General features: G+C 73.9%; 12 protein-coding genes and 3 pseudogenes. 5 read left to right on the plus strand and 10 right to left on the minus strand.

The window, feature by feature from the left end; all coding sequences use genetic code 11:
• The first annotated feature begins 382 nt into the window (after positions 1–382).
• Positions 383–778 (plus strand): metallopeptidase family protein, encoded by a 396-nt coding sequence (locus HS045_RS03780; protein ID WP_196449769.1) that lies wholly within the window; start codon positions 383–385, stop codon positions 776–778.
• Between the two features lie 160 nt (positions 779–938).
• On the opposite strand, the gene HS045_RS03785 is transcribed toward HS045_RS03780, so the two are convergent.
• The 4 genes from HS045_RS03785 to HS045_RS03800 all read right to left on the minus strand — a co-directional run bounded on the left by HS045_RS03785 (position 939) and on the right by HS045_RS03800 (position 8,163).
• Positions 939–2,423, minus strand: a complete 1,485-nt coding sequence (locus tag HS045_RS03785) for a DUF5719 family protein (RefSeq protein WP_196449770.1) — start codon at positions 2,421–2,423, stop codon at positions 939–941.
• A complete protein-coding gene (locus tag HS045_RS03790) occupies positions 2,420–5,275 on the minus strand; it encodes a glycosyltransferase family 2 protein (RefSeq protein WP_196449771.1) in 2,856 nt (951 codons plus the stop codon). Before HS045_RS03790 ends, HS045_RS03785 begins: the two co-directional genes overlap by 4 nt.
• 178 nt (positions 5,276–5,453) lie before the next feature.
• Complete coding sequence (locus HS045_RS03795) at positions 5,454–5,714, minus strand: WhiB family transcriptional regulator (RefSeq protein WP_068894552.1); 261 nt, start codon at positions 5,712–5,714, stop codon at positions 5,454–5,456.
• Positions 5,715–5,937: 223 nt separating this feature from the next.
• The gene (locus HS045_RS03800; protein ID WP_230883415.1) at positions 5,938–8,163 is read right to left on the minus strand and encodes a hypothetical protein; all 2,226 of its coding nucleotides are present in this window, start codon (positions 8,161–8,163) and stop codon (positions 5,938–5,940) included.
• A gap of 262 nt (positions 8,164–8,425) precedes the next feature.
• On the opposite strand from HS045_RS03800, the pseudogene cofD reads away from it, so the two are divergent.
• The 4 genes and pseudogenes from cofD to HS045_RS36370 form a co-directional block, all read left to right on the plus strand.
• Positions 8,426–9,385, plus strand: a pseudogene (gene cofD, locus HS045_RS03805) (2-phospho-L-lactate transferase); the annotation flags it as partial.
• Positions 9,386–9,531: 146 nt separating this feature from the next.
• Entirely contained in the window at positions 9,532–10,860 is a 1,329-nt protein-coding gene (locus HS045_RS03810) for a coenzyme F420-0:L-glutamate ligase (protein ID WP_196449773.1), read from the plus strand.
• Positions 10,861–10,984: 124 nt separating this feature from the next.
• Positions 10,985–11,803, plus strand: coding sequence for a sugar nucleotide-binding protein (locus tag HS045_RS03815; RefSeq protein WP_196449774.1), 819 nt, complete (start codon positions 10,985–10,987; stop codon positions 11,801–11,803).
• Positions 11,804–11,921: 118 nt separating this feature from the next.
• A pseudogene (locus tag HS045_RS36370) lies at positions 11,922–12,032 on the plus strand (CxxxxCH/CxxCH domain-containing protein); the annotation flags it as partial.
• Here the strand turns inward: HS045_RS36370 and HS045_RS34145 are convergent.
• The 6 genes and pseudogenes from HS045_RS34145 to HS045_RS03845 form a co-directional block, all read right to left on the minus strand.
• Positions 12,012–12,482, minus strand: a pseudogene (locus HS045_RS34145) (hypothetical protein); the annotation flags it as partial. The pseudogenes HS045_RS36370 and HS045_RS34145 sit on opposite strands and share 21 nt — an antisense overlap.
• Before the next feature lie 58 nt (positions 12,483–12,540).
• The gene (locus HS045_RS03825; RefSeq protein ID WP_196449776.1) at positions 12,541–13,656 is read right to left on the minus strand and encodes an RNA-guided endonuclease TnpB family protein; all 1,116 of its coding nucleotides are present in this window, start codon (positions 13,654–13,656) and stop codon (positions 12,541–12,543) included.
• 708 nt (positions 13,657–14,364) lie between these two features.
• Complete coding sequence (locus HS045_RS03830) at positions 14,365–16,035, minus strand: substrate-binding and VWA domain-containing protein (protein WP_307827371.1); 1,671 nt, start codon at positions 16,033–16,035, stop codon at positions 14,365–14,367.
• Positions 16,036–16,196: 161 nt separating this feature from the next.
• Positions 16,197–18,791 carry a bifunctional FO biosynthesis protein CofGH gene (locus HS045_RS03835; protein ID WP_230883711.1) on the minus strand — a complete coding sequence of 865 codons (2,595 nt, stop codon included), beginning with the start codon at positions 18,789–18,791 and terminating at the stop codon, positions 16,197–16,199.
• Between the two features lie 434 nt (positions 18,792–19,225).
• Complete coding sequence (locus HS045_RS03840) at positions 19,226–20,131, minus strand: DNA-3-methyladenine glycosylase 2 family protein (protein ID WP_196451034.1); 906 nt, start codon at positions 20,129–20,131, stop codon at positions 19,226–19,228.
• Between the two features lie 123 nt (positions 20,132–20,254).
• Positions 20,255–21,349: an NDP-sugar synthase gene (locus HS045_RS03845; RefSeq protein ID WP_196449779.1), complete on the minus strand. Its 1,095-nt coding sequence runs from the start codon at positions 21,347–21,349 to the stop codon at positions 20,255–20,257.
• Positions 21,350–21,375: the final 26 nt, after the last annotated feature.

Here is a 21,375-nt window from a genome sequence, read left to right on the forward strand (position 1 = left end):
CCGTATCCGGTAAGCGTCCGGGGCGCCACTATCTGGGCGCTCTTAACGAGCGTGTCGCCACAATTCGGACACGTGTCGCGGCTTTTGCCCAGGTGCGCGGCCTCCCCGCCCAGCGGCCTCCCCGGACGGCGGGACCGCGCGTCCCGATCACCTCGGAGGACGGCGGGACCGCGCGTCCCGATCGCCCCGGAGGACGCCGGGACCGCGCGTCCCGGCCGCCCCGGCGGACGCGCCGGCCTCGGGAGCCTCCCCGCCCCGGCGGGCGCGTCCCGGCCGCCTCCACCCCTCGCGAGCCCTTCCCCGGCGCGTCTAAGCTTTACCGGTGAGTCCGGCACCTGGAAGACCCCGTCCACCGCGCAGGCGCGACCGGCACGGCCGCGGCATGCGCGGCCCGCTGGCGCCCTCGCACGTGCCGATCGCCAAGTCCCGCAGCGAGCGTTTCGACGACCTCGTCCTGGACGCCGTGGACCGGCTCAAGCCCCGGTGGGACAAGCAGCTGGCCGCCATGGAGTTCGCCGTCGAGGAGGTGCCGCCCGCCGACGACCTGGGCGACGGCCCCGAGCTGCGCACCGGCGAGCCGATCCCGTTCGGCCGGGCCGAACCCGCCGCGGCGGACCGCCCCGCCGTGGTGGTCGTCTACCGACGGCCCCTGGAGGCCAGGGCCCACGACCGCGACCAGCTCGGCGCGATGGTCCACGACACCGTGGTGGAGCAGGTCGCCGGGCTCCTCGGGCTCTCCCCCGAATCCGTCGACCCGGGCTACGACGAGCGCGGCTGACGCCTCCCGGAGGGGGAACGCCACCCGGGACGGGACCGCGACTCGGACCGGGACGGCGCAGCGCGCCGGGCCTTCGACCCGGGGACGGGACGACGCCCCGGGACGGGACCGCGGCTCGGACCGGGACTCGCGCCGGGCCTTCGGTCCGGGGACGGGACGCTCAGGGCAGGACCGCGGCGACCGACTCGGTGATCGGCGGGACCAGCGCCCACGTGCGGGCCGCGGCCAGCGGCTGGACGGTCAGCGCGAGCCCGTCCTTGATGCGCTCGTCCATCACCCGCGCGCCGTACACCGGGCCCGAGCCGGGCAGCGGGAGCACCACCACCGCGAAGGAGCCGTCCATCTCGGGCAGCTTGACCTCCTTGACGCGGGAGGCGGCGACGCCCAGCTCGAACGCCTCGGGCGCGTCGCCCGAGCGCGGCAGCACCTGGACGCTCACCTTGCCCTCCGCCTCCGGCGCGGCCAGCAGCAGCCGGGAGCCCCGCTTGCCGTCCGTGCGGTTGTCGGCCACCACGCTGCCCAGATCGATCGGGGCCGCCCCGGCGGTGAAGGCCACGTCGGGCTTCCTACCCGTCCCGGTGGCGGCCAGCCCGGCCACGATCGGCGTATCGGAGGTCAGCACGAGCGCGGCCGGCTGCCCTCCGATCCCGCCGGACAGGTCGACGGAGACGACGGACCCGGCGGGCACGTCGACCAGTTCCCGGCCCTTGAGCGCGTAGGTCCCGTCGGGGGTCAGCGCCTTGACCTCGACCAGCGTGTCGACCTCGGCCGGGGAGGCCACCAGCAGCTCCCGCTTCCCGCCGCCGCCCGGGACGCCCGGCACCACGACCCGGGTGGCCGGGGCCGCCGCCGCGGGCAGCCAGTCGACGCCCCGCCCGCCGTTCATGATCGCGCGGGCGGCGGCGGTGACCCGCCCGGCGGCGGTGCGCACCTCGACCGCCATGACGCGCGGCGACGGGGCCAGCTCCTTCAGGTCGACCGTACGGCTCTCGCCCGGCTTGAGGATGATCGTGCTCCCCGTGTCGCCCGCGACCGGGCCCTCGCCGGAGTAGACCAGGACCTCCACGACCGCCCGGGCGGGGTCGGGATTGGACAGGTACAGCCTGACGTCGGCCGCGGCCGGGCCCGGACCCACCAGCCAGGTGCTCGCGGTCGGCTCCACGCACCGCACCCCGGCCAGGCCCCGCTGCCCCCCGGAGGTCTCCCGGCGCGTCTGCGCCGCCTCCAGGCCCGCCGCGCTGCTCCCGGTGGCGGCGACCGTGACGGGACCGCTCCCGGCGGGGACCTCCTTCTGCCAGAGCCGCCCCGGGGCAGTGAGCGTGTCCAGGACCTTGTCCCCGGCGTCCCCGGCGTCCCCGGCGTCGCCCTCCCCGTCCCCGGTCCCCGTCCCCTCCGCGGTGATCGTGGCCGTCCCGGGGCCCCCGCCGCCGTCCGGCGGTGTGACGACGCCGACCCGGCTGTCCGCCGGGGCGGGGCAGACGGCCGTCACCGAGGAGATCGGCACCCTGCGGGGCTGCGCGGCGGCCCCCGCGGTCCTCTCGCCCGGCCGGTCCGGGCGGGTGGCCGCGGCCGTGCCGTACAGCGCCAGCAGCGCCACCAGCACCAGGACGAGGAGACCGAAGCGGTTCTCGATCAGGGACTTCACCGGGCCGCCAGCTCCCTCTCCGTCTCGGGGCGGTCCTGCACCGGCCCGTCCTCGTCGCGCGAGCCGGGCGCGGCCAGGACCGCCACCACGCACACCAGCAGCGCCTGCACCCAGAGCCAGCGGGCGTGCCAGGGGTCGCCCGGCGGGACCGGCGGCATCCCGACCGGCTGGGTCAGCCGCCACACGCCGAGTTCCCGCGACAGGCTCATCCGGGCCAGCGCCGGCTGGGAGTCCAGGGCGCGGCTGACCTCCGGGCCCACCGGGCTGGCCACCACCACGAACCGCACGCCGTGCGCGGCCAGCACCCGGGCGTCGTCGCCGCCCCGGCCGGAGACCAGCCCGGCCGCGGCGACGCCCACCAGCTCGCGCGGCCCGTCGGGCGAGGGGATGTCGGACTCGCCGATCAGCGGCATGCGGCCGCGCAGCACCGTGAAGGTCAGCGCGCCGCCGCGGGAGCGCAGCAGCAGGGTCCGCTCACCGCCGCCGGAGTTGGCCGCGACCAGCGCGGGCACCGCGTCGCGCGCGTTCCCGCTGATCGGGCCGGGGGTGCCCCGCACGATCCACATGCCCGCCGCGAGCAGCGGGGTGGAGAACGCGACCGCCACGACCAGCAGTGCGGCGAGCCGGCGCAGCCCTCCGGCGGCGCGGAACTCGGTGACCCGGCCCGCGGTGAGGGCGGCCACCACGAGCATGCCGAGGGCGGCGAAGGCCAGCGGCACCCCCGGCCAGGCGGGGGCCGCGGTGTCGCCGCCCGGCGAGGTGACGGTGATCCGGCCCGCCAGGACCGCCACCAGCACGCCGAAGAGGGCCACCCCCCAGCCGATCGCGATGACCATCCGGTTGCGGCGCATGAGCAGCGCCGCCAGGCACGCGGCGATCAGGCCCGCCGTCACCCAGAGCGGCGGCGTCCCCGGGCCGCCGGGGCTGAGCAGGAGCAGGGACTCGGCGGGCAGCGCGGGATCGACCAGTTCGGGCCGGTGGAGCCCGGCCTCCAGCAGGAACCGGCCGGGGTCGGCGACCAGCTGGACCAGCCAGGGCAGCAGCAGCACGGCCGGGACGCCGAACGCGATCGCCACCGAGACGCCGACGCCCCGGCGCGGGAAGGCCAGCGCGGCCAGCGCGCCCAGCAGCAGCGTGAGCGGATAGACCACCGGGGCGAAGGCCGTGCCGACCGCGAGCAGGAGCCCGAGCGCCCAGGCGGCGCGGCGGGCCCGGCGGCCCTCGCCGGAGAGCAGCGTGGTGGCCAGCGCCGCGTAGACGGGCAGCAGCACGAAGACCACGGCGGTGCCGAGCCGCCCGGCGGCGACCGCGCCGGTGGCCACGGGGAGCAGCGCGTAGGAGGAGGCCAGCCAGACGCGGGTCCACCGGCCCGAGACGATCCCGCGGGTCGCCGCGTAGGCGGAGAGCCCGGCCAGCGGGACGCAGCCGAGCAGCAGCACGGAGACCGCCAGCCAGGTCTTGCCGAGCAGCACCGACGAGAGCGCGGCCAGCACCGCGACGTACGGCGGGGCCCACGCGTCGCTGCCCAGCCCCGCCGGGTGGTACCCCTCGGTGTACAGCCGCCACAGGTCGGCGGCCCCTCCGGTCACCGGGACGAGCGCACCGCCGCCCAGCCGGGCCCCGCCGAGCAGGCCCCGCTCGGCGACCAGGGTGACCGCGAGCAGGGCCGCGAACAGCAGCACGCCCGGATCGCCGACGATCCGGCGGGTCGCCCCGGCGTCGTCGGTGAGCAGCTCCTCCCCGTCCTCCGGCGCCCGGACGACGGCGTGGTGGCGTCCCGCGGACTCCACCGGCCCGCCGGACAGGTAGGTCTGCACCCGGTCCACCAGCCGCCGGTACCCCGCGCCCGGCGGGGTGAGCAGGCGCTTGACCGCGTTGTAGCGCTGCTTCCTGCCCGCGGCGCGGGCCCGGCGCGCCCGGAGCAGGCGCCAGGGGTGGGCCAGCACCGAGCCGAACGCCACGACCTCGTCCAGCGCGTTGGCGGGCTGCTTGGCCAGCAGGAGGATGACGGCGCGGACGACCGATCCGGCCAGGTTGCGCAGCAGGGCCCGCAGCAGCGGCCCCGTCGGCAGGTTCGCCAGGACGACGAAGAGGGCGTTGCGGCGCTCCAGCCGCCGGGGGTGGGCGCCGCTGACGGTGATGCGGCGGCGCCGCCGGGAGGCGGCCTCGGCGTGCCAGGCGACCGCGCGGGTGACGTTCTGCACCCGGTGGCCGGCGTTCCTGACCCGCCAGCACAGGTCCAGGTCGTCGCGGAAGATCCGCAGGAAGGGGTCGAGCCCGCCCACCTCGTCCCAGACGTCGCGGCGGATGAGCATCCCGGCGGTGGAGACCGAGAGCACGTCCCGGACGCCGTCGTACTGCCCCTGGTCGAACTCCCTGGCCTCCAGGCCGGTGTCCCTGCGGCCCGTCCGGTCGACCGTGACCCCCACCTCCAGCAGGAGCCGCCGGTCCATCCAGTCGCGGAGCTTGGGGCCGAGCACCCCCGCCTTCGGGTCGGCGTCGGCCGCCCGGAGCAGGTGCTCCAGCGCCCGGGCGTCCGGGGCGCAGTCGTCGTGCAGCAGCCAGATCCACTCGTTCCCGCCGCCGGGCTCCAGCCGCTTCAGCACCTCGGCGACGGCCTCGCCGAAGCCGGTGGAGCGCGGCAGGGCCAGCACCGCGTCCGATCCGAGGGTCCGGGTCAGCAGGTCGGCGCCGCCGTCGCGGCTGCCGTTGTCCGCCGCGACGACCCGGTCGACCGGCCGGGTCTGCCGGAGCAGCCCGTCGAGGGTCTCCCCCAGCCAGCGGGCTCCGTCGTGGGACACGACGATCGCGGTGACGGTGTGGTGCGTGCGGCGGGAGTCGGTGATGGACATGCGTCCCGTGATCCAGGAGTGGGTGATCGGCGGCGACCACGATACGGCACCCTATGTCCGCATATACCGTCGGCACGAAAAAAGGTCACGCGGCTTGACAGCCGCGTGACCTCATCGAGATATCGTCGAGCGCCCGGAGGGCGCCGTGGATTTCTTCAACGCGTCGGACGTCGTCCCCTCAGACGGCCTGACGCTTCATCCGGCGACGCTCGCGCTCGGAAAGCCCGCCCCAGATGCCGAACCGTTCGTCGTGCTCGAGCGCGTACTCCAGACACTCCGCACGCACCTCACAGGACCGGCACACCTTCTTGGCCTCCCGAGTGGATCCCCCCTTCTCCGGGAAGAACGCCTCCGGGTCGGTCTGCGCGCACAGCGCGCGTTCCTGCCAACCAAGCTGCTCTTCAGCGCCGCCGTCCTGTGCGATGACCAGGTCGGCCACTGCACACCTCCTTGCCGCCCGCAATGGAGCCCCCTATGAACGCCTCCCCCTTACCCACCCGGAGGGAGACGTAACAACACGCCTGTAATTACACGCGCGTGGCTGGTGTGGCGTCAAGCGGCATGCCGCTATCCGGGGAAAGACCCGCTCTCCCCGGTTCTGAGGCGTGTGCCTGCGACGATGGCAATTGCACCCGGCGATCGTGAAGATCGCCTTGGGGCGTTCAGTGCTCTCGACGGTCGGAACCGTACCAGGACGTGTTCGGCTCCTGACCAGGTCCCGTCCTCTCCCTGTCGAGGTTTTCCTCTCCCGTTGCCTGGCCGGGGCGCTCCGGCGTGTAGATCGCGGTGGGGTCGATGGGCGGGGAGTCCCAGCCCCGGCCCGCCGTACCGGCCGGGGTCTCCGGGCCGGGGGCGTTGAGCGGGTCGCCGCGGTAGGCGCTCGGGTCGAACCGGAGCGTCGCCTCGGCGGGCGCGTCCCACGGCCGGCCTCCCGGCTGACCGGCCTGCTGGGCCGGGGGCGCCTGCGGGGTCTGCGGGTGCCCGAACGGGTCGTCGTACCCGCCGCCGGGCGGGGGGGCGTACTCCGGCACCCGCAGCTGCGGCTCGGTCCCGGAGGACTGCTGGTAGCTCTCCGCCTGCTGGTAGCTCTCCGCCTGCTGGTACGCCTGGGCGATCTGCTGGGAGCGGGGGTCGACCGGGTCGGGGTACGGCAGGCCCGGGTCGCTCTGGCGGGCGAACTCCGCTCCGGAGTAGCCGGTGAGCGGCTGGCCGTAGTTGTCCGGCGGCTGCGGGAAGGACGTCCCCTGCGGCTGCGCGTCGAAGGACAGGCGCGGCCGGCTGTCGGCCGGCGTGTACGGCGCGGGCTGCGCCGTGTCGGCCGGCGTGTACGGCGCCGCCGCGGGGAACGGGTCCTGCGGCGGGGAGGACTGCGGCTCCGCCTGCGACGGGGGATAGGGCTGCGAATCCGTCTGCTGCCCGTAGCCGGACAGCAGGGGATCCGTCGGCTGCGGCACGTAGTTCGACGGCGAGGAGTCGCCGTACCCCTGCGCGTCGCCGTACCCCTGGACGGCCCCCTGCGGCTGGGCGGCGTAGCCCTGGGCCGGGGCGGACGGCTCGTAGCCCTGGGCCGGGGACTGCGCGGCCGGGAACGGCTCGACGGGCGCGGCGTAGGACGCGGCGGGCGGCTCGTAGGAGCCCGCCGGAGGCTCGTACGGCGCCGGGGCCTGGGGCTTGACGTCCGCCGCGACGTACGGGCTCGGCGTGTAGGCCGGCGGATCCGCGTACGGGGCGGAGGCCTGGTCGTAGGCGGGAGGCGGAGATCCGTAGGGCCGGCCCTCGGCGGACGCGCCGTACGGGTTCTCCGCGGGCGCGCCGTACGGGTTCTCCGCGGGCGCCGCGTGGCGCGAGCCCTCGCTCTGCCCGCCGTACGGCCGGCCCTCGTTCTGGCCGCCGTAGGGCGAGCCCTCGGCCGCGGCCCCGTACGGCCGGCTCTCCGCGCCGTGGCCGGACGCCTGACCGGCGTGGCCGTCGTTGCCCTGCGACGGCGTGTAGAGGTTCTCCTGCGGCTGCGCGGCGGAGAAACCCTCCTGGGGCGCGTACCCGTTCTCCTGCTGACGGCCGTACCGGTCGGAGGGTGCGGGCGGGAGCGCCGGAGGGCCGTACTGCGCCTGGGCCTGCTGGGCCTGCTGGGTCTCGGGGAAGGGGTGGCCCTGGGCGGGGGCCTCGGCGAAACCGTTCGCCGGGACGGGGGCCTGAGGGCGGCCGTCGCCCTGGGCGGGGTTCTGAACGGGGCTCTGGCCCGGATTCTGGACCGGATTCTGGACCGGGCTCTGGCCGGGGCCGCCCTGCGGCTGGTGGAAGGGCGCCTGCGGCGCGGACTCGTGCGCCGGGGGGACGGCGCCGTACGCCGCGGGGGCCGCGCCGTACTCCGGCGCCCGCCCGCCGAAGCCGCCGTCGGGGCGGAACCCGGGGGCGTCCCAGGACGGCGCGGCGAACGCGCCGGCCGCCGGGGCCTCCGCCGCGGTCGCCTTCGGCAGCAGGAAGAGCGCGGCGAGCACGGCCAGCGCGAGCATGGGGACGTTCAGGAGGAGGAACTCCACCTTGTCCATGAAGCCCGTGCTACCGGTGAACACACCGCCCAGCAGCCCGATGACGCCGAACAGGACGGCGAGGCCGAGCGTGGCCACGGCCGCGTACACCATCGGCCTGAGCCGCGTGATCACCGGGCCGAGGTGGCTCGCCAGCAGGACCGCGCCGACGAGCAGGGCGACGGTCGTCGGCGTGACGAGCTGCTGCAGGAAGACGGCCGCGCGCAGCGCGAAGGACGACTCGCCGAACGACGAGCCGAACAGCAGCCGCTCGATGCCGACGAGCACGCTCCCGGACGCCGCGGCGACCATGAGCCACGCGGCAGGCTCCCGGAGCCGGCCCGCATCGACCTTGATCACAATTACCCCCATTAGGGTCCTTGGGTAAACCCGGGCCAAGTTTTACACATGGCCGACTTCATCGTCGGTGGACCCAGGAAGCTCATGAATCCCACAAGTGTCCCATTACTCGGTATCCACCGCGAATTAGGTCGCTCCGGGAGAGCCTCCCGCCGCCCCCGAACGGCTTCCGACGATCGCCGGAAGCCGTTCCCTTCCTGGTCGCGCCCCGGACGCGCACCTTCGGACCGGAGCGCCGCGGGCCGGTGGGAGACTGGACGACATGCGCATCGTCTCCCTCGCCGGCGGCATCGGCGGCGCCCGCTTCCTGCGGGGCCTGCTGGCCGCCGCCCCCGACGCCGAGATCACCGTCATCGGCAACACCGGTGACGACATCACCCTGTACGGCCTGCGGGTCTGCCCCGACCTCGACACGGTGATGTACACCCTGGGCGGCGGGATCGACGAGGAGCAGGGCTGGGGGCGGCGGGACGAGACGCACGTCGTCAAGGAGGAGCTCGCCGCCTACGGCGTCGAGCCGCAGTGGTTCGGCCTGGGCGACCGCGACTTCGCCACCCACATCGTGCGCACGCAGATGCTCGACGCCGGATATCCCCTCTCGGCGGTCACCGAGGCCCTGTGCGCCCGCTGGAACCCCGGCGTGCGGCTGATCCCGATGAGCGACGACCGCACCGAGACCCACGTCGTGATCGACGACGGGCGGGGCCGCCGGGCCGTGCACTTCCAGGAGTGGTGGGTGCGCCTGCGCGCCTCCGTCCCGGCCGAGCGCATCCTCCTGGTCGGCGCCGACGAGGCGGAGCCCGCGCCCGGGGTGCTCCAGGCCATCGAGGAGGCCGACGCGGTGATCCTGCCGCCGTCCAACCCGGTGGTCAGCATCGGCACGATCCTGCAGATCAAGGGCGTCCGCGAGGCCCTGGAGGGCAAGACCGTCGTCGGCGTCTCCCCCATCGTCGGTGGCGCCCCGGTCCGCGGCATGGCCGACGCCTGCCTGACCGCGATCGGCGTGGAGACGACCGCCCAGGCGGTCCTGGAGCTGTACGGCGCGGCGCTGATCGACGGCTGGCTGGTCGCCGAGGAGGACGCCGGGGTCCGCCTGGACGGGGTCCGGGTCGAGGCCCGGCCGCTGATCATGCACGACGCCGGATCGGCCGCCGCCATCGCCCGGGCCGCCCTCGACCTGGCCGTCGAGATCTCCGCCGCGCGGTCGCGACCGGACGGCGGCGGGACCGCCTCCGGCACCGGCACCCCCGCCACCGCTGACACCGGCACCGGCACCCCCGCCACCGCTGACACCGGCACCCCCGCCACCGCTGACACCGGCACCGGCACCCCCGCCGGCACCGGCACCGGCACCGGGGAGGAGACCCGATGAGCAGGATCCGGCGCTTCCGGCAGGACGAGGACGAACCCTCCGAGGTCCGGATCGAGGTCCTCGCGATCGACGGCATCCCCGAGGTGCGGGAGGGCGACGACATCGGCGCGCTGGTCGCCGCCGCCCACCCCGACCTGCACGACGGCGACATCCTCGTGGTCACCTCCAAGATCCTGAGCAAGGCGGAGGGCCGGGTCCGCCGGGACGCCACCCGCGCCGAGGCCGTCCGGGACGAGACCTCCCGGGTCGTGGCCCGCCGCGGCGAGACCGTGATCGCGCAGACCGCGCACGGCTTCGTCATGGCCGCCGCCGGCGTGGACGCCTCCAACACCGAGCCCGGCACCATCGTGCTGCTCCCCACCGATCCCGACGCCTCCGCCCGGGCCGTGCGCGCGAGCATCCGGGAGCGGCTCGGCGTCTCGGTCGGCGTGGTCGTCTCCGACACCTTCGGCCGCCCCTGGCGCAACGGCCAGACCGACCTGGCCGTCGGCGTCGCCGGGGTGCCGCCCATGCTCGACTACCGCGGGCTGTCCGACGACCACGGCAACGCGCTCGAGGTCACCGTGACCGCCATCGCCGACGAGTTCGCGGCCGCCGGCGACCTGGTGAAGGGCAAGCTCGCCCAGACCCCGGTGGCGATCGTGCGGGGCATGGCCGAGTACACCACCGCCGACGACGGCCCCGGCATCCGCGAGGTGGTCCGCCAGTCCGAGGAGGACATGTTCCGGTACGGCTCGCGCGACGTGGTCTTCGCCCGCCGTACGATCCGGGAGTTCTCCGCCGAGCCGGTCGACGGCGCCAAGGTGCGGCGGGCCGTGGAGGCGGCCATCGCCGCGCCCGCGCCGCACCACACCACGCCGTGGCGGTTCGTGCTGCTGGAGTCGGCGGGGATCCGGGAGAAGCTGCTCGACGCCATGCGCGAGGCGTGGATCGCCGACCTGCGCGGGGACGGCTTCTCCGCGGAGTCGATCGCCAAGCGGGTCCGCCGCGGCGACGTGCTGCGGAACGCCCCCTACCTGGCCGTGCCCTGCCTGGTGATGGACGGCTCGCACACCTACCGCGACGACCGCCGCAACGCGGCCGAGCGGGAGATGTTCGTCGTCGCGACGGGCGCCGGGGTGCAGAACTTCCTCGTCCAGCTCGCCGTGGAGGGCCTGGGCTCGGCCTGGGTGTCGTCCACCATGTTCTGCCGGGACGTGGTCCGCGAGGTGCTCGGCCTGCCCGCGGACTGGGATCCGATGGGCGCCGTCGCCATCGGCCGCCCGGCCGCCCCGCCCCGCGACCGCGCCCCCCGCGCCGCCGCCGACTTCACCGTCGTGCTGTAGGGCGGGCCCTCGGGCTCCGGGAGCCGACGAGCCGAGAAGTGTAAATCGACTTACGCTCGTTGACGTGAGCCGATCTACGCTCCTCCACGGGAGGTCGTCGTGTGATCGGCTACGGTGGCCGGTCATGAGGCTCCTCATCGTCGGCGGCAGCGGTCTCCTCGGCGGCGAACTCGTCCGGCGGTGCTCGGCGGCCGGGCACGAGGTGGCCGCGACCTACCTGACCCGGCCGGGAGAGACCGCGGGTGTCGAGTGGTCGCCGCTCGACGTGCACCGGCGGGAGGACGTCGACGCGCTGATCGGCGCGTTCCGCCCGGAGGCGGTCGTCAACGCCGCGTATCGGCAGGCGGACTGGACGACCACGGCCGTCGGAGCCGCGAACGTGGCTCTCGCCGTCTCCGCGGCGGGCGGGCGGCTGGTCCACGTCTCCAGCGACGCGGTCTTCTCCGGTGCCGCGATCCGCTACGACGAGACGTGCGCCCCCGACCCGATCACCCCGTACGGCGCGGCCAAGGCCGCCGCCGAGACGGCGGTGACCGCGATCGCGCCGACCTCGGTGATAGCCCGGACATCCCTGATCATCGGCGACGGCGGCTCCCCGCACGAGGCGCTGGTGCATTCCCTGGCCACCGGCCGGAGGCAGGGAGTGCTGTTCACCGACGACGTGCGGTGCCCCGTGCACGTCGCCGATCTCGCCGCGGCGCTCCTCGAACTCGCCGTGTCCGGGTATCACGGCGTCCACCACGTCGCCGGAGCCGACGCGGTGAGCCGGTACGAGCTGGGGTTGCTCATCGCCCGGCGCGACGGACTCGACCCGGACCGGCTGCCCTCAGGCCGGCGAGCGGACTCCGGCGTGCCCGGCCCGCTGGACGTGCGCCTGGAGTGCGGCACGACCCGGCGGCGACTCCGCACCAGGCTGCGCGGCGCGCGGCGGTTCCTGCGATGAGGCGTTCACCGGCGCCCCGGCCTCCGAACAGGTGGAGCAGGAGAGGCGACGGACCGCCCCGACATCGTGGCTTACCATCCGGTGGTCAACAGGCGAAGCGGCCCGCAGGCCTCCGACGATGATCACGCCCGGCCAACCGCATCATCGGATCTCAACGCAGGCTTCAGCTCTCGGGGTCTGCTCCGGCATCCGATGTCACAGCGAAGGCCACCGAGGTGAGAACCCGTCCGTCGACCTCGAGGCTCCACGTATAACGCCGGCCTGGCAGCAGAGGAAGCCGGGGAACCGTGACGGCGAAGCTGTTGTGGATGTCGACTGACCGGACGGCGTCATCGACCGTGGCCGCTGCGCCACTGAGTTCCATGGCTCCGCTGTACTCGACCGGCCGTTCCTTCCCCGGAGTTCCGGCAGTGACGGGCCTGCCATCGTCATCGAGCAGCCGAAGGGCGAAGGCCCGTCGTGTGGCCGCCTCCTCCCAGGACGCGCGGACGAAAACCGCCAGCGCACTCTGCGGCAGCTTCGTGTCGGTGGCCGACCAGTCGCCACCCAATATGTTGATCTTTCCACTGGAACCGTCATGCTGCGCCGCATCGCACAGCACAATGAATGCCTGCTTGACATCCTCCCGGGTCTGAAGGCCCGGGGCTCCTTCCCTCGCGGGTCGGTGTTCCTGTTTCATCGGGCCGCGCCTCCCCGGAGAACTCCGGGACCGGTCTTACCAGCCCTCCGCAGGCGTTTTACCTCTCCGCCAGCCCGGCGGCGAGGATGTTCTTCGCGGCGTTGACATCCCGGTCGTGGACGGTGCCGCACTGCGGGCACGTCCAGGCCCGGACGTTCAGCGGCATGGCGCCGTTGACATGACCGCATCCCCGCGTGGAACACAGCTTGGAGGAGGGGAACCAGCGGTCGACGACCAGCAGTTCCCGTCCGTACCAGGCGGTCTTGTACTCCAGCATCGTCCGCAGCTCTCGCCAGGAGGCGTCGGAGATGGCGCGCGCCAGCGAGTGGTTCTTGACCAGGTTGCGGACGGTCAGGTCCTCCACGGCGATCACTTGGTTCTCGCGAACAAGCCGTGTGGTGAGTTTGTGCAGGAAGTCGCGGCGGCGGTCGGTGATCCGGGCGTGGACGCGGGCGACCTTCATCCGCGCCTTGGCCCGGTTGCTCGAGCCCTTCGCCTTGCGGGCGAGGTTGCGCTGCGCCTTGGCCAGGCGCTCGCGGTCGGCCCGCTCGTGCTTCGGGTTGGTGATCTTCTCGCCGGTCGACAGCGTGAGCAGGGACGTGATCCCGGCGTCCACGCCCACCGACCGCTCTACGGGATCGAGCGGGCGGATCGCCTCCTCCACCAGCAGGGAGACGAACCAGCGCCCGGCCGCGTCACGCGACACCGTCACCGTGGACGGCTCCGCGCCCCGCGGAAGCGGACGCGACCAGACGATGTCCAAAGGCGCGTCCATCTTCGCCAGTTTCAGCGCGCCGTCCCGAAACGAAAAAGCGTTGTTCTGAAACGTCGCCGACGCCCGGGACTTCTTGCGGGACTTGAACCGCGGGTAGCGGGCGCGCCTGGCGAAGAAGCTGTTGAACGCCACCTGCTGAGCGCGAAGCACCTGCTGCAAGGGGACGTTCGAAACGTCCTTCAGGAACTCCAGGCCGGGCTCCTGCTTCCAGGCGGTGAGCCATTTGGCTGTTTCCACATACGAGGTGGAGACGCCCTCGTCCTTGTAGCGGCGGGTGCGTTCGGCCAGTGCCCTGTTCCAGACCAGCCGCACGCACCCGAACGTCCGCGTCAGCAGTGCGGCCTGCTCGGGAGTGGGATGGAAGCGGTACCTGTAGGCACGCTTCACGATCCGGGACATGGCTGACATGATACCGCTTGATCGTGTTAAGCGTACGGGTACGCATCGGCCTTATCCGGCTTCGAAGGACCGGGTTTGCGGCCTTCAACTTCCGATCAGACGCCCTCCTGCACGAACTCGATATTCAGGAGGGGGTGGTGGAAGTTCCGGTAGCCGACGCCGCCGAGGCCCCGCCTCCGCCTTGGAACGGAAGGAGCAGCGGAGGGGTCGTCCAGGTCTGAGAATCGCTCCGGACGACCCGGTCCACGATCGTCGCCTGAGGGTCGAGCCACCCTTCCAACGCCTCCCGAACCAGGCGCTTGGCATCGGCAAGCGTCCGACTCCGCACATCGAGATCGGGCAGATCCGGCGAGACCGCACGCCAGCCGTGACGCAGGCGCCGGTATTCGACCCGAACACTCCGCCGATCCCGTACGACCTCCACCGGCGTGGCATGTCGGACGATCTCTTCCACGTCATCCCACGAGAGACCGTCCTCGTCACCCCACAACCCAGGTTCTCCATTCACACACGTCATCATGCCCCCGTTCCCACGCCTACATCTCCCGCCGAATGGCTCAGCCGGAATCTGCCGGACCTCTCCGCCGAGAAGCGCCGCAGGTCCGGTCGTCCTGCCGGTGGACCGGCCCTTCGCCGGGTCCAGGCGGCCGGGCCGGGTACGGCCTCCCCCGGTGGCCATTCGCCGCTGCCGGATGCGGGCCGGGGAAGTCAGGCCTTGCGGCAGGTGGGGTGGCAGAGGCGGCGGGCCAGGGCGGAGAGGAAGACGTCGATGATCTCGCCGGGCTCCCGGGCGACGTGCAGGGAGCCGTTGGTGATCGAGGCGACCCGGTCGAGGGTGGCGCGGTCGAGGTCGTCGCCGAAGGCCAGCACGACGACCTGGACGGGGTACTGCGGGTCCCACTCCTCGCGCAGCTTCTCGGCCAGCTCCCCGCCGGAGATCCCCTTGCCGTCGTCCTTGCCCGCGGTGATGACCAGGAGCGTGTTGTTCATGCCCTCGTCGTAGGCCTCGGTCACCTCGCGGAACCCGGCCAGGATCGAGTCGTGCAGGGAACTGGCCCGCCCGGGGTCGGCGCGCAGGGTCCGGGTGAGCTCCTCCAGGCGGCTGCGCCGGATCACCCGCCCGTCCTCGGACTCGGTGATCGGGCCGAGCCCCACCCGCTCGCGGTGGTCGCCGCCCGCGCCCTTGGCGTCGGCGAACTCCCACATGCCCATGTGGGTCGAGTGCGGGAAGAGCTGCAGGCCCAGCCGGGCGGCGTCGAGGGCGACCGTCAGCTTGGTCCTCCCCTTCTCCCCCCTGATCGGCTCGGCCATGTGCCGGGAGGCGTCGGCCAGGACCAGGATGTTGGTCGGCGGGGCCAGCCGGCTCCACGCCTCCAGCGCCTCGTCGATCACCGCGGGCACGATGGCCGGGCGGGTGCGGGGCGCCGCGGTGGGGATCTCGGGACCGGGCGAGTAGGGGCCCAGGCTGCCGTCGGCCGAGCGGAAGCCCGCCCGCCGTACCGCGTCCTGGGTCTGCGCGGAGCGGAGCCAGGAGGCGAAGGCCCGGGAGCCGGCCGCCCTGTCCGGGTCGCCGGAGGTGACCACGTAGGGGTAGTCGAGGTTGATAGTGCCCTCGCGCGGGTGGAGCGCGACCAGCGGGTCGGCGGAGGGCCGCCGGTTGTGCTCCCACACCGACTGCTCGGGGACGATCACGACGGGCCGCTTCCAGAAGGAGCGCTCGTCGATCGCGTCGAGCATGCTGCGGTAGTCGGGCGCCGCCCCGGCCTGGGCCCACCGGACGAACGCGGTGAGCGCCCGGTCGGCCTCGGCGCCGCTGCCCACCACGTCCCTGGCCGCGGCCACGGTGGCGATGCCGGCCCCGGCGAGCGACGGGTCGGGGACGCGGACCACGTCGGGCTCGTTCTCGGTGGGCTGGACGCGGCCCCGGGTGGTCGGCGGGAAGACCATCCGCCAGTTCATCTCCGTCCTGCCGACCGCGAACCGCCTGGCCAGCGAGGTCCGGGTGGCGAAGACCAGGGGCGAGGTGGCCATCACGGTCTCGGTGCCCGCCAGGTCGGCCGCGCCCTGCTTGCGGGCCAGCCGGATCCAGGCGGAGGAGTCGGAGATCCAGCCGTCCGGCCGGGAGGCGAGCACGCCCGCGGTGTCCCCGATCAGGGTTCGCAGCACGGTGGCCGGGGGCTGCTCGGTGACCTGGACCAGCACGCACCGGCCGTCGACCTCGGTCCTGCCCGCGTTGAACCGCCCGGCCGCGTCCATCACGGTGGGGGCGATGTCCACCGCGGCGGCGACGTCCACCAGGACCGGCTCCCCGGAGCAGCCCGCACCGATCCGGTCGGTGACCACCACCACGATTCCGGCGGCGGCGACCGCCAGAGCCACCGCGGCGAGTGAAACACGTGTCAGTGCCTGGTGCCGGCGCCTCTCGGCGCCGGCGGCCACGCGATGTCGACCGGAAGAGGGCACGCTGGGACCTCTCGCTTCAGGGGAGTGATAATTCTCCCAATACTTCCCTTATGAAGCGCAAGTCACCAGAGAACTTGTTATAGACGATCAAGCGGCACGAAGTTACGCACGCTTTGACAAACCCCGTCGCTGGCCGCCGAGGCGGCCAGCCGCTCCGCGTCCGGCACGCCGTACGAGGTGGTCCGCTGCCGCACCGGCCGCCCGGTGGGGGCGACCATGGCGGCGAGCTCGGTGATCGTCTTGAACGAGCCGTTCTCCGACCCGGCCATCCGGCTGATCGTCTCCTCCATCAGCGTGCCGCCCAGGTCGTTGACCCCGCCGGAGAGCACCTGGCGGCACAGGTCGTCGCGGAGCTTCACCCAGGAGCACTGGATGTTGCCGATCGCGCCGTGCAGCAGGATCCGGGCCAGCGCGTGCACGGCCCGGTTCTCCCGCGCGGTCGGGCCGGGGCGGGCGATCCCGGCCAGGTAGATGGGCGCGCTGTGGTGCACGAACGGCAGCAGCACGAACTCGGAGAACCCGCCGGTCTCCTCCTGGATGCGGCGGATGAGGCGGATGTGCCGGACCCAGTGGGCGTGGGTGTCGACGTGGCCGTACATCATCGTGGAGGTCGTCGGGATGCCGAGCCGGTGGGCGGTGGTGATCACCTCCACCCACTCGGCGGCGGGCAGCTTGCCCTTGGTCAGCACCCAGCGCACGTCGTCGTCGAGGATCTCCGCCGCGGTGCCCGGCAGGGAGTCGACGCCGGCCTCCTTCGCCGCGGTCAGCCAGTCCGCGACCGACAGGTTCGTCCGGCCGGCGCCGTTGACGACCTCCATCGGGGAGAACGCGTGGACGTGCATCTCCGGCACCCGCGCCTTGACCGCCCGGGCGATGTCGAAGTAGGCGGTGCCCGGCAGGTCGGGGTGGATGCCGCCCTGCATGCACACCTCGGTCGCCCCGGCCCGCCAGCCTTCCTCGGCCCGGTCGGCGACCTGGTCGAGCGAGAGCGTGTAGGCGTCGGCGTCGGTACGGCGCTGCGCGAAGGCGCAGAACCGGCAGCCGGTGTAGCAGACGTTGGTGAAGTTGATGTTCCGGTTGACGACGTAGGTCACCTCGTCGCCCGCGGCCTCGCGGCGCAGGCCGTCCGCGATCCGGCAGAGCTCGTCCAGCCCCGCGTCGTCGGCCCCGGCCCCGTCGGGCCCCCCGGCGAGGCCGAGCAGGGTCAGCGCCTCGGCCTCGGTCAGCCCCGCGGGGTCGGCCTCCGCCCGGCGCAGCGCCCGCAGCACGTCCCCGGGGACGGCGCCGCCGCTTCCGGAGCCGCCCGGCGGCGCGGTCGGCGAGGCGGCGGGCAGGCGCTCCTTCAGCGCCTCCCAGTCCCCGTAGACGTGGTCGAAGTCGTCGCGGCGGTCGGCGGTGCGTCCCTCGGTGTCGACGGCCGTGTGCAGGTCGGTCCGGCCGGAGGAGGCGAAGCCGCCGTCGGGCTCCTGCCAGGGACGGCCGACGATCTCGGCGTCCTCCCTCGCCAGCCCGGTCGCCGGGTCGGCGAGGGCCGCGACGTGGACGGCCAGCCGCGGGTCGAGCCAGGGCTCGCCGGCGAGCACGTACTCCGGGTAGATCGTCAGCCGCTCGCGCAGGGTGAACCCGGCGGCGGCCGTGCGGGCGGCGAGCTCGTCGATCTGCGGCCAGGGGCGCTCGGGGTTGACGTGGTCGGGCGTCAGCGGCGAGACCCCGCCCCAGTCGTCGATCCCGGCCCGGATCATCAGGCCGTACTCGGCGTCGACCAGGTTCGGCGGGGCCTGCAGGCGCGTCCTCGGGCCCAGGACCAGGCGGGCCACCGCGATCGTGGCGGCCAGCTCCTGCAGGTCGGCGTCGGGCATGCCGCGCATCGCCGTGTCGGGCTTGGCGCGGAAGTTCTGGACGATGACCTCCTGGATCCCGCCGTACTCGCGGGCCGTCCTGCGCAGCGCGAACAGCGACTCGGCCCGGTCCTGCACCGTCTCGCCGATGCCGATCAGGATGCCGCTGGTGAAGGGCACGTTGGAGCGTCCGGCGTCCTCCAGCACGCGCAGCCGCACGGCGGGGTCCTTGTCGGGCGAGCCGTGGTGGGGCTGCCCCTTCTCCTCGAACAGGCGGCGCGAGGTGGTCTCCAGCATCATGCCCATCGAGGGCGCGACCGGCTTGAGCCGCTGCAGGTCGCGCCAGGTCAGCACGCCGGGGTTGAGGTGCGGGAGCAGCCCGGTCTCCTCCAGCACCCGGATCGCCATCGCCCGCACGTAGGAGAGCGTGTCGTCGTAGCCGTGCGCGTCCAGCCACTCGCGGGCCTGGTGCCAGCGGTCCTCGGGCCGGTCGCCCAGGGTGAACAGCGCCTCCTTGCAGCCCGCCGCCGCGCCCTGCCGGGCGATCTCCACGACCTCGTCGGGGCTCATGAACACGCTGTCGAGCTTGTGCGGGGCGGTGGCGAACGTGCAGTAGCCGCACCGGTCGCGGCACAGGCGGGTCAGCGGGATGAAGACCTTGCGGCTGTAGGTGATGATCCCCGCCCGGCCGACGGCCTCCAGCCCCGCGTCCCTGACCCGTCCGGCGTGGCCGAGCAGGGTCTCCAGATCGGCGTCCCTGGCGTGCAGCAGGACGGTGGCCTCGGACAGATCGAGGGCTTTGCCGTCGCGCGCCCGGGCCAGGGCCCGGCGCATCGCGGCATCGGTGGGAGTGGCGCTCATGTACGCACATTAGGTCAACGCTCCGGGACCGGCGTCCCTGGCCTCCGCCGGCCGGGCGGCGCGCCCGCCAGTCTAAAACTAATAAAAATTGACATAGAAGGCGCGAAGGTGGACCGTTGAACCCACCGCCCCGACGCCGACACGTCCGCGCGCCCGGGCGGATCGCGAGATCATTTGAATAATGCTAAACGGTTCACTCAAGCAAGTCTCGATAGACGTAAATGCTTGCGCTTGCATAAACTAGAGGCATCCCACCGGAACACCCCGCAAGGAGCAGGAAATGATCTGGTTCTTCGTCGCCCTCGCCGCCGTCGCCGTCCTCGCCCCGCTGATCGGAGCCGACACGCGCGACGGTCGTGACTGGAGACCGGCCGACCCGGAGCCCCACGGGTCCGGGACCGGCGGCTTTAGAACGACCGGTAGTCCCGTGCCGGCATCCGCGGCCCGCGAGCGGGCGGCCGCACCCCGCCCAGTCTCAGCAGCCGGCTGACCCGGTGGCGGTGCCCCCGGTAGGGGGCCAGCAGCCGGAGCATGCCCGCGTCGTCGACCTTCTCCCCCGCCAGCGACCAGCCCACCAGCGACGGCAGGTGGTAGTCGCCCACCGAGACCGCGTCGGGGTCGCCGTGCGAGCGCTGGCGCACCTCCGCCGACGTCCAGACCCCGATGCCGGGCAGGGCCCGCAGCAGCCGATCCAGCTCCGCGCTGTCCTGCGCCGCCTCCAGCTTCTCGGCGTGCCGCGCGGCGTTCGCGATCGTCCGGGCCCGTACGGCCTCCGTCCCGGCCCGGTGCCAGTCCCACGACGGGATCGACCGCCAGACCTCGGGCTCGGGGAAGACCCGCATGCCCTCGGGGGCGGGTCCCGGCGCGGGCCCGCCGTACCGCAGGAGCAGCCACCGCCACGCCCGCCGGGCCTCGGCCAGCACGACCTTCTGCTCCAGCACGGCGGGCACCAGGGCCTCCAGCACCCGGGAGGTCCGGCAGATCCGCAGACCGGGGTGGCGCCGGGCCGCCTCGCGCAGCACGCGGTGCCCCGGGACGAACCCCGACGGGTCGTCCCCGGCGCCGAGCAGCGCGGGCAGCGTCTCCAGCAGCCATTCGGCCCCCGGCCCCCAGGCGGTCCCCGTGACCTCCCCGCCGCGCCGGGCGACCCGGAGCGTGCCGGGACCGCCGGGAGTCCGGCAGGTCCGCCAGACCGCCCCGTCGGGCGTCCTCCGCCAGGTCGGGTCGCCGCTCCCGCGCCGGCACGGCTGCAGGACCAGCTCGACGTCGAGCGGCCCGTCCCACCGCAGGCACCGCTCCGGCACGGCGATCACCGGCGCCGCCGGAGGCACCGCGCCGCCCGCCCCGCGGTGCGCAGGCGCCGCCGGGACGGCGGCGACGCTCACCGGCGCCGTCCCCGACGCCGCCGGAGCGGTGCTGCCGTTCACCGGTGGCGCTCAGACGTCACTGGAGAAGCGGACCGCGCACTCGGGGAGCACCACGCCGGGCCAGACCCGGCTGCCCGCCAGGAGTTCGTTGCCGGCGCCGACCACGGCGCCGTCGCCGATGACCACGTCGCGCAGGACCGTCCCGGACGCGACGCGGGCCCCGGCGCCGACCACCGAGTCGACCACCTCCGCGTCGGCGTGCACCACGCAGCCGTCGCCGAGCACGCTCCCGGTGATCCGGGCGCCGGCCTCCACGACCGCGTGGGCGCCGACCACCGACCCGCCGGAGACCTTGGCCTCGGGCGAGACCGTCGCGCCGGGCAGGGCGAGGAGGTCGCCGGGCGGGCCGGGCAGCGCGGGCGAGGCCAGGCGGCCGAGGACCAGGTCGCGCGAGCCCTTGACGAAGGCGGCCGGGGTGCCCACGTCCAGCCAGTAGGAGGCGTCGGCGTAGCCGAGCACCAGGGCGCCGTCCTCGATCAGCCCGGGGAAGGTCTCCCGCTCGACCGAGACGACCCGGCCCTCCGGGATGGCGTCGATCACCGAGCGGGTGAAGACGTAGCAGCCCGCGTTGATCAGGTTCGTGACCGGGTTCGGGGTCTTCTCCAGGAAGGCGGTGACCCGGTCCTCCGCGTCGGTCGGCACGCAGCCGAAGCGCGAGGGGTCCTCGACCTCGGTCAGGTGCAGCGTGACGGCGGCCCCGCGGGACACGTGCCGGGCGACCTGGTCGCCGATGTCGTGCCCGGACAGGATGTCGCCGTTGAGCACCAGCACGGGCGCGTCCGGGCCGCAGGTCAGCGCCTCGGCCGCGTTGCGGATCGCGCCGCCGGTGCCGAGCGGGGTCTCCTCGGTCATGTACTCGATGGAGAGCCCGAACGCCGAGCCGTCCCCGAACGCCTCGGAGAACATCTCCGCCCGGTAGGACGTGGCGAACACGATGCGGCCCACCCCGAACGAGCGGGCCCGCGCGAGCTGGTGCGCCAGGAAGGGGACCCCCGCCGTGGGCAGCAGCGGCTTGGGGGTGCCCAGCGTCAGGGGACGCAGCCGCGTCCCCCGTCCTCCGACGAGGAGGATCGCCTCAAGATCCGACAAAGGGGTCTCCGCCATTCCGAGAGGTTAGCCCACTGTTCGAC

Origin of the sequence: Planomonospora sp. ID82291 (assembly GCF_015711645.1) — a bacterium.
Classification (GTDB): Bacteria; Actinomycetota; Actinomycetes; order Streptosporangiales; family Streptosporangiaceae; genus Planomonospora.

Coding starts and splice junctions, on each gene's coding strand:
- HS045_RS03780 (WP_196449769.1), top strand. CDS start 383: ATGCGCGGCCCGCTGGCGCCCTCGCACGTGCCGATCGCCAAGTCCCGC.
- HS045_RS03790 (WP_196449771.1), bottom strand. CDS start 5,275: ATGTCCATCACCGACTCCCGCCGCACGCACCACACCGTCACCGCGATC.
- HS045_RS03810 (WP_196449773.1), top strand. CDS start 9,532: ATGAGCAGGATCCGGCGCTTCCGGCAGGACGAGGACGAACCCTCCGAG.
- HS045_RS03815 (WP_196449774.1), top strand. CDS start 10,985: ATGAGGCTCCTCATCGTCGGCGGCAGCGGTCTCCTCGGCGGCGAACTC.
- HS045_RS03825 (WP_196449776.1), bottom strand. CDS start 13,656: ATGTCCCGGATCGTGAAGCGTGCCTACAGGTACCGCTTCCATCCCACT.
- HS045_RS03835 (WP_230883711.1), bottom strand. CDS start 18,791: ATGCGCCGGGCCCTGGCCCGGGCGCGCGACGGCAAAGCCCTCGATCTG.
- HS045_RS03845 (WP_196449779.1), bottom strand. CDS start 21,349: ATGGCGGAGACCCCTTTGTCGGATCTTGAGGCGATCCTCCTCGTCGGA.